Source organism: Microbacterium paulum (assembly GCF_015707995.1).
Taxonomy (GTDB): domain Bacteria; phylum Actinomycetota; class Actinomycetes; order Actinomycetales; family Microbacteriaceae; genus Microbacterium; species Microbacterium paulum.
On record NZ_JAAGRY010000028.1, the window covers coordinates 1 to 13,359 of the forward strand.

Annotated in this window: 12 protein-coding genes; 4 read left to right on the forward strand and 8 right to left on the reverse strand. The window is 64.4% G+C overall.

Annotation, left to right across the window (positions count from 1 at the left end; translation table 11 throughout):
* Positions 1-211: 211 nt before the first annotated feature.
* Together G3N18_RS08145 and G3N18_RS08150 are read right to left on the reverse strand one after the other, a co-directional pair.
* Positions 212-790, reverse strand: coding sequence for a PIN domain-containing protein (locus G3N18_RS08145; RefSeq protein WP_141388352.1), 579 nt, complete (start codon positions 788-790; stop codon positions 212-214).
* A gap of 13 nt (positions 791-803) precedes the next feature.
* Complete coding sequence (locus G3N18_RS08150) at positions 804-1,997, reverse strand: helix-turn-helix domain-containing protein (protein ID WP_141388350.1); 1,194 nt, start codon at positions 1,995-1,997, stop codon at positions 804-806.
* 524 nt (positions 1,998-2,521) lie between these two features.
* On the opposite strand from G3N18_RS08150, the gene G3N18_RS08155 reads away from it, so the two are divergent.
* The gene (locus G3N18_RS08155) at positions 2,522-2,989 is read left to right on the forward strand and encodes a hypothetical protein (protein ID WP_189052692.1); all 468 of its coding nucleotides are present in this window, start codon (positions 2,522-2,524) and stop codon (positions 2,987-2,989) included.
* A gap of 23 nt (positions 2,990-3,012) precedes the next feature.
* Here G3N18_RS08155 and G3N18_RS08160 read toward each other — a convergent pair whose 3' ends face one another.
* Complete coding sequence (locus G3N18_RS08160) at positions 3,013-3,390, reverse strand: hypothetical protein (RefSeq protein ID WP_196383804.1); 378 nt, start codon at positions 3,388-3,390, stop codon at positions 3,013-3,015.
* 83 nt (positions 3,391-3,473) lie between these two features.
* Complete coding sequence (locus G3N18_RS08165) at positions 3,474-3,890, reverse strand: hypothetical protein (protein ID WP_141388344.1); 417 nt, start codon at positions 3,888-3,890, stop codon at positions 3,474-3,476.
* Between the two features lie 262 nt (positions 3,891-4,152).
* Here G3N18_RS08165 and G3N18_RS08170 point away from each other — a divergent pair, with 262 nt between their 5' ends.
* Positions 4,153-4,437, forward strand: coding sequence for a helix-turn-helix domain-containing protein (locus G3N18_RS08170; RefSeq protein WP_229779041.1), 285 nt, complete (start codon positions 4,153-4,155; stop codon positions 4,435-4,437).
* A 1,925-nt stretch (positions 4,438-6,362) separates the two neighbouring features.
* On the opposite strand, the gene G3N18_RS08175 is transcribed toward G3N18_RS08170, so the two are convergent.
* The 3 genes from G3N18_RS08175 to G3N18_RS08185 are packed head-to-tail and all read right to left on the reverse strand — an operon-like array spanning position 6,363 to position 10,128.
* Positions 6,363-7,391 carry an AAA family ATPase gene (locus tag G3N18_RS08175; RefSeq protein ID WP_196383805.1) on the reverse strand — a complete coding sequence of 343 codons (1,029 nt, stop codon included), beginning with the start codon at positions 7,389-7,391 and terminating at the stop codon, positions 6,363-6,365.
* Complete coding sequence (locus G3N18_RS08180) at positions 7,388-9,391, reverse strand: Mu transposase C-terminal domain-containing protein (RefSeq protein ID WP_206693079.1); 2,004 nt, start codon at positions 9,389-9,391, stop codon at positions 7,388-7,390. Before G3N18_RS08180 ends, G3N18_RS08175 begins: the two co-directional genes overlap by 4 nt.
* Positions 9,391-10,128 carry a TnsA-like heteromeric transposase endonuclease subunit gene (locus G3N18_RS08185; RefSeq protein WP_141387956.1) on the reverse strand — a complete coding sequence of 246 codons (738 nt, stop codon included), beginning with the start codon at positions 10,126-10,128 and terminating at the stop codon, positions 9,391-9,393. The genes G3N18_RS08180 and G3N18_RS08185 overlap by 1 nt, the downstream gene beginning before the upstream one ends.
* Before the next feature lie 459 nt (positions 10,129-10,587).
* Between G3N18_RS08185 and G3N18_RS08190 the strand changes: the two genes are divergently transcribed.
* Positions 10,588-10,911 carry a hypothetical protein gene (locus tag G3N18_RS08190; protein WP_196383807.1) on the forward strand — a complete coding sequence of 108 codons (324 nt, stop codon included), beginning with the start codon at positions 10,588-10,590 and terminating at the stop codon, positions 10,909-10,911.
* A gap of 67 nt (positions 10,912-10,978) precedes the next feature.
* On the opposite strand, the gene G3N18_RS08195 is transcribed toward G3N18_RS08190, so the two are convergent.
* Positions 10,979-12,844, reverse strand: a complete 1,866-nt coding sequence (locus G3N18_RS08195; protein ID WP_196383808.1) for a DUF2207 domain-containing protein — start codon at positions 12,842-12,844, stop codon at positions 10,979-10,981.
* 75 nt (positions 12,845-12,919) lie between these two features.
* On the opposite strand from G3N18_RS08195, the gene G3N18_RS08200 reads away from it, so the two are divergent.
* Positions 12,920-13,351, forward strand: a complete 432-nt coding sequence (locus G3N18_RS08200; RefSeq protein ID WP_196383809.1) for a MarR family winged helix-turn-helix transcriptional regulator — start codon at positions 12,920-12,922, stop codon at positions 13,349-13,351.
* The last annotated feature ends 8 nt before the right edge of the window (positions 13,352-13,359 follow it).

The following is a 13,359-nucleotide window of genomic DNA, read 5'->3' on the forward strand; positions in this document are numbered from 1 at the left end:
CCCTCCGCCTGAGCCTTACGTCGCTCTTCACGCGACGCCCTATCGATAGCCAACAGTGTGTTTCCTTTCGTAAGGAGACCCGGCCCCTTACACACACCATTTGACACGCTCCCAGCGAGTCACAGTTGCCAACTAGACCGGAACTTGTCAGGTCCCGTGAGAAGGGTTCAGCACCCCGTGGCGCGGAGTCTCCGCCAGGACCGCTGCCCGGTCAAAAAGAGCGACCGCGGTTGAGGCGACGAATGCGCTCGTCGAGCGAGTCCCCGCCGGGCCAGCGCGAGCACCTACAGCGCATGGTGCGTTGCGCGTCGAACACGTCCACATGGAACTGGGTGATCTCTTCGTCGGTGATGAGTCCGAGGGAGCATGCCTCCCAGAGCACTACGCACGCGTCCTTGACGTTCGCTGGGCCGAGCATCCCGTTGTGGCGAGCGAAGTCGAACGCACCGGCATCGTCGGTGACGAAGACGGCGCCGGCTTCGGCCGCCACCGCGATCGACTCCGCTTCCCCGAGGTGCTCGTCATCATCGTCCGTGCCACCAAGGAGAATCTTCAGCCGCAGGGTTTCTTTCAGGGGTCCCTCGACGGGTTCTCCCAGCCATGCCAAGTCCAAAACCGGTTGACACAGCGCCTGGCTCTTCGACATTCCGGCGCCGGCTCGGACCTCCTCGCGTACCTGCTCCACCCACCGGGGCTCGTCGAAACCTGAGTAGGTTTCCTCTAGCAAGTCCAAACGCCCGGTCGCAGCGAAATGCTCGAGCGTGACCGTATCGAACAGGATCAGCGGCATCGCTTGCGCCAGCTCAGCCGGGGAAACCCGTGGAGAACGCGTCGTCCACGACGTCGACGGGATCGAACTCACCGAACACGACCGGCACCTCGGGCGCCGGCTCCGTCGGGGTCAGCATCAAGATCACGTCCTCGATGGACATGCCGACCAGCCCCGCAATCGGCGCCGCACTCACCAGACCGTCACGATACGCACGCTTCAACGTTCCCAACAGCTGCGTGGGCAACACACAACGTTCCGACAACTCGTCACTGCGGGACTGCAACACGACCTTCAGCCCCTCGTCCTCCACCGATTCTATGAACCGCGCACGCCGCAAATCGATCAGCGCGTCCCGCCCGGCCGCGTTGATGTACCCGAGGTTGTGCAGCCGGTACACACAGGACAAGTAGGACCCGTCCAGCTCATCCATCATCCGTGCCAGCGCTGGCGCGATCTGCCTCGTTGATTCCTTCACGATCCGAGCGACATCGTCGCGGTGCAAAAGGAACTCCGCGGCGAACATGTTCGCCCGCCGCTCTTCCGGACTCGACGAGGACACTTTCCCGTCGACGGTGATCCCGCCGTCCTCCCCCGCCAGCAGATGACCGAGCTCATGAGCCAGAGTGAACAAAGAACGTTGCCGCTGCTGTGTCGAATTCACCACGATCGTGGGATACGACCGGTTCAGCAAGGCTGCGCCAATGACGTCCCCCGGGTACGACTCCACGATCACGTCAATCCCGAAGTGCACGCCGAGCTCTTCCGCGAGTCCGACGAAGCGGCCAGCTCCCTTTTCATGGTCGTGGATGCTCGCACGCACCCAGTCCGCGAGTGCACGCGCAGCGGCAACCTCGTTCAGCCCGTCGACCTCGGGGACGTTCTCCCATGACGCGTGCCGATGCCGCCTGTCGGGCGGAAGCGCCAGTCGCAAATCCTGAATCTGGTTCACACGCGCCAATAGGGCACTGTCAGCCGCGTGCATCGTCGTGACGGAGCGCGCTGCGGCCGCGAGGGACGGCGACGCCTCGTCCTCTAGGAGCGACAATACCGAGATGCCCAGAGCCCGCGCGATCCGGGTCGCTTCGTTGGCTTTGACATTGCGTTTGTCGTTCTCGATCAACGAGTACGCCGACGCCGACAATCCGACACGTTCGGCGAGATCCGCCGCGAGCATTCCTGACGCTTCCCGCGCAGCACGAATTCGCGCCCCCATCGTTCCAGCCATGCATGAATCGTAACAGCAAAATTGCGAAAATCGAAAGAGACATGCGGGGCGATGGCCAGCGCGTCGCCCGGGGTCAATGCAAACCACGCCGCCCCGGCCAGCTGCCCGATCACCGCGAGGAAAAGGGAGTGGCGGGGCTTCCCGCGACTATGGTCCGAATAGCTTAGAGCGACCAACCATCGTTAGACCAAGCTCTGGTCCGGGACAGATGCGCCGATGACAGCAAGGGCTGATACTCAAGCACCGAGAACTGCTCGAGCATGCCTACTAGCTCGGTTGGATCGGTTCGGTTACGGCCTGACCGTCAATACTTTCGTGACTACCCGTCGTCGCCGTCCAAGTTTGCTTCGGCCCCGGCGTCGATGGCCTGTGTAAGTTAAGGCGGCGGTACTTACACGCACAACTAGCCGCGCCGCCCGCGCACCCTCGGCCCAAACTCTCCAGGGCTCGGTGCAACACAGATTGAGAGGAGGCGCATCTTGACTAGTGGCCCTGGCGCTCGGAGCGCACTGTTGACGCTCGACGTGGACGGCACAATCTCCCGGGTGTACCGCGAGGATGAATACTCACGACACCAAGACGACCCCGGGTGGCGTTCCTGGATGGCCGTCGATGATGACCTGGTGAACGCGCTCGATGATCTCGCGCAGCGACCCGGCGTGCAGGTCGCATGGTTGACTACCTGGTCGCGCGATCAGGTCAGCTGGTTGATCCGCGGGCCGCTGCGCGGCAAGCTTGTCGGCCCGTACGTGCCGTGGCAGAACTGGCCTAAGCCGGGATGGCGGACGACGAGCCTGATCTCGCACATCCGGCAGACGAATCCAGACGCGGTCGTGTGGGCGGACGACCGCGCTCCCGGCGATGCCGAGCGCCGACTGACAGCCATGACGGAAGTCGCCTCGCTCGTGGTCCGCCCCGACAAGTTTGTAGGAATCACGCTCGCCCACGTCGTGCGCGTTGGCCAGTTCCTCGACGAGCACCTCGCACCGTAATCCCCTGCCGAGTGCGGTGATCCTTATTCAGCCGGCAGGTCGGCCTTAGCGCAAGCGTGAGGTTCACAAAGCGCCCACACCCACATCCGGATTGTGTAAGTCCTGGCCGGAGCCCCGCACTCCTCGCAGGTCGTCGTGCTCTCCCACTCGGCTGCCAGAATGGCCTGGCTGAACTCTTCGTTGTAGTCGTACACGTCTTCGGTTGCTCGGGCGTAGAAGCTGAGTGCTCCGAACTTCGACTTGATCTGCTGAACGACGTAGCCCGGAGCGATCGCTGTTAGCCGCGCGTCCAGTCGGCCGAGAAGCGGGTACCAGCCAGGGCCCACGTCGATGTTCTCCGGCCAGCCGGGCTCGATGCGAGCGATGATTCGCTGAATCTCTGGTGGAGTGCGCTCGGTCATGGTGTCTCCTTCTTGATAGGAGTTCTCTTCGATTAACCTGCCGGTTGAGTCGGAGGCGGCGCTGTCGCCACGCCCACCGGAGACTACGCGCCCTCTACCCCTCGTTTGCCATCCCCCAGTTTCGAAGCGGGGGCCGCTGCCGAGTGTTGACCGCTGCAAACGGCGATCGCGGCTCGGGACTGTTGCCGCAGTCGAGAATGCTCACGGAACGCGCGCCCCACGCGCAGACTGCGCATCACGGCCCTGTCGAAGCTAATCATTCCTCGACGGCGCCACTCGATGGCGGCGTGACCCCGAAATCCCGTGACCGCCCGTCGGCGCTCCATGAACTCGAGTCTTGGGAAAGGACCCGGCAATCCACCGGTGTCGGGCAGCAGATGGGTGAAGAGTTCGGCGAAGGTCGGACCGACGCGCGTGCGGCGCCGAGTCTGCGCGATGAAGATGGCGGCAGCCAGTGCCCATTCCTCCGCGGTGTCATCGCCGGTGAACTCTTCGAACATGTACACCCATTCAGTAGGCGGCGGACTCGTGATGTCCTGCCACCAGATCGGGAACGCCTCACACATGACGCACACCATCACATTTCGCGGTCGCATGCACGGGCCGATCCCGCGGCGCGACCGCCAGTCACCGGGATGGGCAGCACACGTGCAGGGAGTAGCGGAGCAATCCGACGAGGATGATGATTGTTTCGTATGGCCTCCCAAATTATGCCATACCGATTAGGCCAAACAAGAGCACCGGGATCTAGACGCTTGGAAGGTGCGCCAGCGGAACGACGACTTGGAAGCAGATTGGGCTGCGTTCGCGCAGCGCTTCGCCACTTCCCTTCGCACTGCTCGCCACAAAACCAATCTGAGCCAGGAAGACGTGGCCTACCGCGCCGGGCTGACCCGGTACACATATCAGAAGTACGAGAAGGGCGAATCACGCCCCGGCCACCCGGCTAACCCGACGTTGCGAACTCTCCTGGCTCTCGCCCAGGTGCTCGGCATCGCCTTGACCGACCTGGTCCCGGATGACGCCCCCGATCTTCGAAGTCGCTGAGCACCGTCCCGTCCCCTGCCTGACCCACGGTGCGTTGTCCGCCCAGCCCGGAACGATGCGCCGCGATACCACCCGAGATGCAGGTGCCGCCCGGACAGCACGCTCTACGACGTCCGCTCGTCGACCGGAGCGCGTGACGTGTCGCAGGAGCACCGCCTTCTCACGGTAGGACGCCTCAGCGATCCCCTTTTCGAATCGTGCCTTCGATACCGTCGCTCCGCTCGATTTCGGCATTCGGACTGCGCTGTACATTGCGGCGCGGTGAACCGCCACGACGGTGGCCGCGGTCGCTTCCAGTTCCGCCGTTCGGCTTCCGCCTCCAGTGCCCACGACGAGTCCGATTAGCCCCTCGACCTGCTGGGATTCGCTCTCGGCGAGTGCAGTTAAGCTGAGCGCGACGTCCGGGTGCGTCAGCGTCACGAGCAGGTCGACTGTCGGCGGATACAAGCGCGAGGTTCTGAACCACCGCGCGTCAGTTTGCTCTTGCCAACTGTCGAGGATCAAACGCACCGCGAGGCCATATTCGCCCGTGTGCATCGTCACCCCGCGTCTCCAAAGGATTCCCGACATCGCTTGCTCGGCGCGATGGCACGCAGACGCACTGGGCAAGAATTCGTCTTCACCGAGGAAGTGCCATCGACGATGGCGAACGCAAAACCCTCCTCCCCTGCTAAACACTTCTGTGGGGCTCCGATCGCTGCATACCGAGCAGGCGGAGCGAGCGCGATCGACAATGTCGCACGTGCCGCAGCGTCGAAGCATCCATCCCACGTGGTGGCAGCGTCGAAACAGAAGGAATCGTGCCCGCTGCTCGGCGAAGTGTCCGGGATGCAGCGCACCGATTGCCTCAGTCGCAGATGTGAATCGCGCGTTGGTCGACCTCGAGCTGTTGGCACCAACCGTCCGCTCCAAGTAATGGGTGAGCGCGATGAGATCGAGCGAGTTGGCGACGGCCAACCTCGCTAGGAAGCCTGCAGGTGTCTCCCCGGGCAGCGGAATCACACGACAGGGAAGAGTTCGCATGGCTACCTGGACGTCAGTTCCACGCGGTGGTTCAGCAAGATGCGCCCTGATCGCCTTGACCCTCGGAAGCATGCGCATGGCAGCGGGCGTGAGTACGCAGCCGCCTTGCATAGTGACCGCGGATTTGCCGATCCAGAGTTCCCGCCCCTGGATTCTCAGGCCGTCGAAGACGTCTTCCACGGCCCGACGCCCTACAGAGTGCGCGGTGACTACACGATCGAACAGCATTGCCAGTGCGTATCCACCAAGACCAGGCGACATCAGAACGTTCGCGAGACGATCATCGGTAAGACGAGCCGTGAGCGCGATCCGCCACGGAAACTGAAGGATCTCGTCACCCAAAGGGTCAGTTGCGCACCCACCTTCGAGGCTTCGCAGTTGCGTCAACTCCGCGGCCGCATCGACTTCGGGGGACCGATACGGCACACCACGAAGAGCGAGAGTTCCATTCAGCAGACGTTGCGCGAGCAGGTGCTTGTGCCTCCCCGACAGGGGAGTATCTCGGCCGTTTCCGTGCCACCTCCGGTGGCGCACGCAGACCGGGCCGTGCATACGCGCGACCGTGATCTGATCGCCTCCCGCGCACCGTCTGCAGAGAGCGACAGCTACCGGAATCATGCGACAACTCGGGCATTCGACTTGTCGCGTGGCTCCACCATGTCCACAGGCGCGACCGCCGGATTCGCGGAGCAATGCACCATCCGGAAGCCCACCCAAAACCTCGATCTTCCGGAGAGCGCTTCTCGGTGTCACCCGGATGGGGAGGGTTCGATCCTCGCGTCGCAACGCCAGCCAGAGGTCCTTTTCGCCGATTGCATTTGCGGCGCAAAGCCGCGCCCAGTAGCTCGCCGCCGTTTCCCCCGGATACAGGCGAACGGAAATTGGAAGCCCGGGACGCGAGGTCATGCCGCACTCACAGGCGATCGCGATCGTCGCGGCTTGCCTGTGTGGAGCGTTGCGGCCGTCTGACGACGGGCAAGGTCGCGTTCGAATGCGGCCAAATCGAGCTTCTCGGTTCCGTCGTCCATCGCGCTCAGGGCAGCGAACTGCAAGAGGTCCTTTAGCAGTCCGATCTCGCCGCCCGTCAGCGCGTGAAGTGTCGGCGCCGCGGACAGAATCGATCCCAGCCGTTGCTCTGTCAGACTCAGCGAGCTCTCCATAGCGAGGAGCAGATCACCCCAGCGAGCCTTCTCCGCCGTCGAGATCAAAGGAAATGGTGAGGCCACGTGCACTTCGCATCGCTTCCCGATCTGCCCACCACGGGAGCCGTCGAGAAGCCCGGTCCCCTCAACTGCGATTCCGGCGTAGACGAACGTGCCTCCACATCGCTCGGAAAGCTGCTTGAGCATGTCTGATGCCTCGACGTTCTGCCGGTACTTCAGATCAAGGTGATGCACGTCGTCGACCAAGACGAGTTCGGTGGAGCATCTGCGCAGGGCGTTCGAGACCGCTTCCAGCAGGTCCCCGTAGGTCATCCTGCCGAGAACTGGGAGACCGAGGAACCGGGCGAACTCATGCATCAGAGCTTTGGCGGAGCACTGGGCCGGTACCGCGACATACACGACTGGGAGCATGCCTGGTCCCGCTGCCGGGTGGCCGGTGTCTCGCCGCCTGCGTTCGTGTGCTCTACCGATCTCGACTAGCGAAGTAGTCTTGCCCTGGCCTGGCTCCCCCGAGAGGATCAGGCCTAGCTTCCCAACTCGTCGGTAGGCGTTGAGCATGACGCGATCCCGAACCGCTCGCTGGAAGGCTTCGAACTGCGGTGTCCGCACGAATGCGCCCGCCTGCGAGTATTGAGCCCGTCCCTGGTTGTACAACGCGCGGTCCCCGAAGCTCATGGCCCGAAGCTCCGCGGATGTGACCGGTGCCGGGCGCTCATACGCGGTGTCAACGTGCTCACGCCAGCCTTCCTTCGTCGCGATCTCGATCATTCGTCGATCCTCCGCCGCACCTCGTCGAGCCTGTCTCCGATGAGAGGGAAGCCACCGGTGTTAGGCCATTCCTCAGTAGAGGTGGTCTCGATGGACGAATTGTCATCGTCAGCAGGTCGTTTCTCGTCCTCGATGCTCTTCAGACTGGTGAAGTTCATCGGATCGTCAGCGATCGCTGCCATTCGAGCGCGCTCTCGCCCGCTTCGCTTCTGACCCTTGTTTCGAGGGGCCGGATTCCCTTGACCGGCGAACGCCTTGATCGCCATCGCAAGCTCGCGACGTTCAGCATCGAGATCCGCGACATCACCGGAGCGTGACGTGCGGGCGTACCGCCAGACGTCACCCAGCATCGGGAGTTCATGGACCTGATTGGACCATCTCAGAGGGATGAACTCGCCGTCCCGCTCGAGCCAGACGACGTGCAGATTGTAGGGGTCTACGCGGATCGGCCATCGGCCGTTCCGCGCATTGTCGGGAGACTTGCGCCTCCACAGGCCTTTGAGCCGCTCGGAGTTGTAGATGCGATTATCGATGCGCACGCCGTAGCGGTTCAGAACTCGGTAGTCGACAGGTAGCAGCGCGATGTAGTCGTCCCGCGTCAGCGGTACGTGGAGTTCGGGCACGTACGCACGGAACGCGCGACACATCTCGTTCGGGGACAACTTGATACGCGGATGCAACGGGTCGCGCAGTCCGTCGTGCGGACGATTCTGCCACTCGACCGCGATCCAGTCCTCTAGGAGCTCCTGGGCCTGTGCGATCGTCAGTAGTTCGTCGGATTCCGTGTCGGTGTCGCGACCGCGATGTTCGACGCTGCGGCCGACATATCCCTTCACATGTTGCAGCAGCATTGAGTTGATTGCCCCGAACGCTCGCTCTACGTGCGGTTTGTCCGTTGGTGTGTGCGGCGCCGAGGTGATCAGCGAGATACTCAAGGTTTCGCACGCAGCGCGGAAATGCCGCGACAAGTAGTTTCGTCCGCGGTCGGTGGTGATCGTGTCGGGAAACACATACGGCTGGGCGAGACGCAATCGCGCAAATCGCTCCTGATCGATCAGTTGATCGTCAGCCCATGCCGTCGAGATCAGCTGTCGGGTCTCGCGAACCCCTTCCATACGCCGGCCATAGGGCACCAAGGCCCGTGCAAGGACAGCCACCAGATCGACGCTCTTCGTGCCCTCAGGGCGCAGCATCGCGGCGAGAATCGAGCGAGTTGCGACGTCGAGGAGAATCGTCAGTTCGGGCCGGCCGACGGTTTCCTCATCGATCCGCAACATGACATCGATCCGCGTAGAGTCCATCTCGACCAGTTCGCCAGGACGCAGTGCGGTGCGAGTGCCGAATGTGCCGTCCGGTTGAAGCGCAAGCGACTCGCGAGTCTTGGCGGAACCGAAGGTGAATTGCCCGTGCTCGTCTGCTTCGAGAAGTCGGAAGAACGTCGCTCGGCTCGGCAGCTTCACCGCATCGCCGTGGAGACGTTCGACGCGCCTCGTGATTTGTTCGATCGCTGTCGTTCGGCTCACAGTCGAGGCGCGGCTCTTGCCTCCGAGTACGTGGTTGATCGCCTCGACGAGGCGTGGATCCCAGGTGCTTTTGCGTGGGGAGCCTTTGCCTGCAGTGGTCGTCCCCTGCTCTCGGAACGCTTTAAGCCGACGCTCCACGGCGCGCGTGGAGACAGTTCTACTTAGGCGCACCTCCAGCCACTCGCGCTCCGTTTCAACAGCCTTCCCGACCCCGATCTCTTCTCGGGTCGCCTCGATGCGTATGCACGATTGCAGCCACGGATCCATGTCCGGCGTGATGTCCTGCACCTGCAGAGAAAGGTTCAGCAGACCTGAAGTGTCGCTAGGCACCGGTGTTGCATCATGTCGAAGCTCGTCGAGAGCGACTTGGACCTCACTTCCGTCCTCATCTCGGAGCATCGCCGAATCCTTCTCAATGAACAAGACCGAGAACTTGCGTTGACGCCACGTGAGCGACCCGCCAACTACAACGCGCATCACACGCTCCTTTGCCACACGATCGTTCTGATGTTGAGGGCTTGATCGAGATCTGCCTCGAGCGCTCCTGACCAGAGGTGCGCGTAGCAGTGTGCGAAGCCCTCGGATCCGACGCCGAGCAGCGCAGCTACCTCAGCCAGGGGCAGCCCATCTTCTGGGAGCATTGGCAGTTCTTCGCTGCTCGCCCAGTCTCGGAACGGGCCCAGGAATCGGAGGTTGGCCTCGCGGACTACCGATTCCGCGTCATAGACGACATACCGCCAGCCGCGCTCAGCGGCGAACACCGCTGTCATGTCGAACTGTCTTCTGACGTCGTCCTTGATCTGAGTCGCCGGCTTGACGTCCATCAGCACGGCGTGCCCGTCGTCCAGACGCACGAAGTAGTCCGGGCAGTGCTCGCGCGGGCCGTCGGGCGTGGTCCATCGGATCCACATGGGCTGGCTGGCGATCGCAACCACGCCCGGGGTGCGGTCCAATTCGATGAGGCAGCCCCGCTCCGTCAGCGACTCGAATCCGACAGACGCGCCAAGCGCTCCCATCCAGTGGTAGCCGTCGTAATGCCGCTTGAGCCGCCAACTGGGAAAGTTCCGAACGGGATCGCCTCGTTCGAAGGGCACGCTGTCGCAGTCGACGGCGTCAAGCTCTAGTTGCACGCCATCGAGACGGTACTCAACGCGAGCTCGCGTCCGGTTCGCTTCAGTGGTGAGAGGAACAGGCCACTGCTGAGTCAGGTCCATAGGGATCCAATCGACATCGACGGATACTTCCTATTCGGCAGTCAGCCTCTCTCCTGGGGAGCGGTACTGGCCTATGTCCTGAGCCCTGACAAAGATGCCCCGACTGGGGATCTGCTCACGGGCAGACTATGTCCGGCACCCAACGAGGCTGGTCGACACGCCGCTCTTCCGACACGTCTAGTGAGACTCCGACACTTTCGTGAGACTCTCCGACAGCCTTCGTGAGACTCCGACACTTTTCGTGAGATCGGACAAGCCAAGAATCACGAAAAGGTAACGGAAAAGCCTTGTGGGCCGTTACCTGTCCGTTATAGAGTGCTCGCACGGTAGTTGTTTTGCTGTGGCAGCTACCGACATGTGATTGCAGGACACTCTTGGTGCAAAGGGACAAGGGCCGGTCGGAAGCCTCTCCGACCGGCCCTCACTTCGTCTCCGCCCGGTCTGTGGTGAACTGAACGCATGAGCGACCTCTCGATCTCCCTCACCCTCGACGGCGCGCCCGATCTGCCGAGCGCGCCGCTGCAGGCGCTCTACCGCATCACGGATCGCTCCACCCCCGAGCTGCGGCGCGCCATCCTCGCCGGCGAGCCGCTGTACACCGCCGCACTGTTCGGGCGCGAGCACATCACCGCGGTACCGCGCCTCGAGAAGACGATCGCCTTCCTCACCGAGCACGGGCTCGCCTTCACGCTCACCGAACACGATGACGACGGCGACACGGCGATCGACCTCGCGACGCTTCGCGAGATCCTCGAACCCGGCGCAGGGCTCGCCGGCGCCTGAGCGCGCGAGGCGCACGCCCGAGGTGGCCCACAGATACGGACGGGCCACGCCGCGAGGCATCCACCCGTCAGACGCCGCCGCCACCTCCGCCACCGCCACCACCGCCGGCCGAGCCGCCCCCACCCGTGCCGCCCGTCGACGACGATGACGAGGCGGCCGACGACAGCGAGCCGATGCCCGCCGAGAACGACGACGCATCGAAGCCCCCGGTGCCCGCGAACCAGTACGGTCCGCTCGCCCCAACGGTGGTGTAGAGCACCGCGAGCTGGCGCGACCATTCCTTCTCTTGCCCAAACACGACGGCGAACGGAAGCAGCTTCTCGTACAGGTCGAGCTTCTGGCGCGGGTCGTTCACGTCGACCGGCACCCGCTCGGCACCCGACGGCGACTGCAGCATGCGGATGCGGTCGGCCTCGGCCCAGCCGATGAACTCTTCGAGCCCGCGCAGATGGTCGCGCGTGTCGGCGCCGAGCGCGCTCAGCGGCCGGCGCGACACCAGACGCAGCACCGTGACGACCAAGATCGCGGATGCCACGATCAGCGCGAGCGGCCCGAACCCGTGCACGCCCCGATCGACCGCCGCCGAGCCAAAGACGAAGACGAGTACCGCGGAGAGCGCCGTCAGCAGCACGGGCCACAGCCGCGTGCCGCGCGGCACCGTGCGGCGCAACCCGCGCGTGGTGAGCTCGCGGTCTGCGGCCGCGAGGATCCCCTGCGCCGCCGACGAGAACCGCGAGTCTTGCCGGCCGAAGGTGTATTGCTCGCCCGGCTGTCCGGTCGGAAAGAGCCCGTCGAGCAGCATGCGTCCGTCGCCGTCGGCCCGTGCCGGGTCGACCAGCTCGGCGGTGAGCTTGGGCCTCGAGAACCACCCGCCCTCGCTCTCGAGAATGCGGATCGACCCGACCACCGACTGCTCGAGCACCTCGGCGGGGATCGCCTTGTTCTTGCGCCCGAGCAGCACGGCGCTCTCGAGCGCGTCGACCGCCGCGGGCGGGTCGTACTCGGCGATGATCGTCGGGCGCCCGGGCTCATCGGCGAGCGGCCGGCGCCGTGCCCGCACCGCCAGCACCGCGCCGCCGACCACGCCCAGCCCGGCGAGCACCTGCAGCCACCCGAACGGCGACGCGAAGTACGAACCGTCGAACGCCGCGAACGTGCCCGGCGCGAATCCGACCGCCATCGTCAGGGTCTGGTACGGCGCGAGAGACTGGGCCGTCGCCGTGATCACCGCACCGCCTGAGCCCTCGTCGGCGCGCGCGATCTGACCGCAAGCATCCGTCGCGCCCTGATACCCCTGGAAGCACGCCCTCCGACCGGTGAGCGCCCCCGCCAGTTCGGGGTCGAGGTGCAGGCGCGCGGTCACGGAGCCGAACGGCTGCGCCCAGCCGACGCCGTTGACATCCCAGAAGAACTCCAGGCCCGAGTCGGGATAGTCGAACGTGACGTTCTGCAGCGTGTAGGTGATGACGTAGGTCTGCCGCCCGTGCACATACCCGTCGGCGCGAGAGACCACCGAGAACTCTCCGTCGACGTCTTCGATCTCGGATGGCCGCGGGGTGCCGTTCTCGTCGGTGATCGACTCGAGGTGCGCACGCAGGGGCTGGTCTTTGAAGGTGTCGGGCATCGCCCGGCGGATGCCATGATTCTGGTCGGTCTCGGGAAAGACCGCCACGATCGTCTCGACCACGCGCAGCCGGCTCGTGCCGTCGTCGGCGCGGGTGAGGGTGTAATCGGCATCGAACGAGTCGAACCTGAAGTCGTCGAGCCCGGACGGCACCGCGGCGACCGCCGCGGGCTCTCGCGCGGCGGCGGCGACCGGCTCGTCCGAGGTAGACGGCGCCGTGGATGCCTGTGCCGCAAAAAAACCCGCCAGCATCAGCGCGCCCAGCGCCCCCGCGACCACAGCCATCGCGATCGCGCGCATGCGATTCATGCGCCCACCTTCCCACACGTGGCGCGGTGCGGTGCATCACCGTCGCCGCATGAAAGCCGCACTAATGTTGAGGCCATGACAGACCGACGCCTCGCCGTCGCCGCGTGGGAGAGCCTGTTCCGCGCGCAGCACGAGGTTCTGCACGAGATCAGCGGCGACTTCAGCGACGACGACCTGACGCAGGCCGAGTACGACGTGCTGCTGACCGTCACCCGAGGCGACGACCACGCGGCGCGACTGCGTGACGTGACGGCGAACATGCTCATCAGTCAGCCGAGCGTGTCACGCCTCGTCGACCGCATGGTCGCGCGACGCCTCATCGAGAAAGGCCCCGATCCGCTCGACGGTCGCGGCGCGATCGTGCGCGCGACCGACGAGGGACTCGCGGCGTTCCGCCGCGTCGCGACGGCGCACGCCCGCTCGATCGCCGAGCGCATGTCGGTGCTGTCCGACGCCGAACTCAGCGACCTGCAGACCCTGACGGCGAAGCTCCGCGCCGTCGGCTGACCGCTCCG

Coding starts and splice junctions, on each gene's coding strand:
- G3N18_RS08175 (WP_196383805.1), bottom strand. CDS start 7,391: ATGATCGAGATCGCGACGAAGGAAGGCTGGCGTGAGCACGTTGACACC.
- G3N18_RS08200 (WP_196383809.1), top strand. CDS start 12,920: ATGACAGACCGACGCCTCGCCGTCGCCGCGTGGGAGAGCCTGTTCCGC.
- G3N18_RS08165 (WP_141388344.1), bottom strand. CDS start 3,890: ATGTTCGAAGAGTTCACCGGCGATGACACCGCGGAGGAATGGGCACTG.
- G3N18_RS08185 (WP_141387956.1), bottom strand. CDS start 10,128: ATGGACCTGACTCAGCAGTGGCCTGTTCCTCTCACCACTGAAGCGAAC.
- G3N18_RS08190 (WP_196383807.1), top strand. CDS start 10,588: ATGAGCGACCTCTCGATCTCCCTCACCCTCGACGGCGCGCCCGATCTG.
- G3N18_RS08160 (WP_196383804.1), bottom strand. CDS start 3,390: ATGACCGAGCGCACTCCACCAGAGATTCAGCGAATCATCGCTCGCATC.
- G3N18_RS08150 (WP_141388350.1), bottom strand. CDS start 1,997: ATGGCTGGAACGATGGGGGCGCGAATTCGTGCTGCGCGGGAAGCGTCA.
- G3N18_RS08145 (WP_141388352.1), bottom strand. CDS start 790: ATGCCGCTGATCCTGTTCGATACGGTCACGCTCGAGCATTTCGCTGCG.
- G3N18_RS08180 (WP_206693079.1), bottom strand. CDS start 9,391: ATGCGCGTTGTAGTTGGCGGGTCGCTCACGTGGCGTCAACGCAAGTTC.
- G3N18_RS08195 (WP_196383808.1), bottom strand. CDS start 12,844: ATGAATCGCATGCGCGCGATCGCGATGGCTGTGGTCGCGGGGGCGCTG.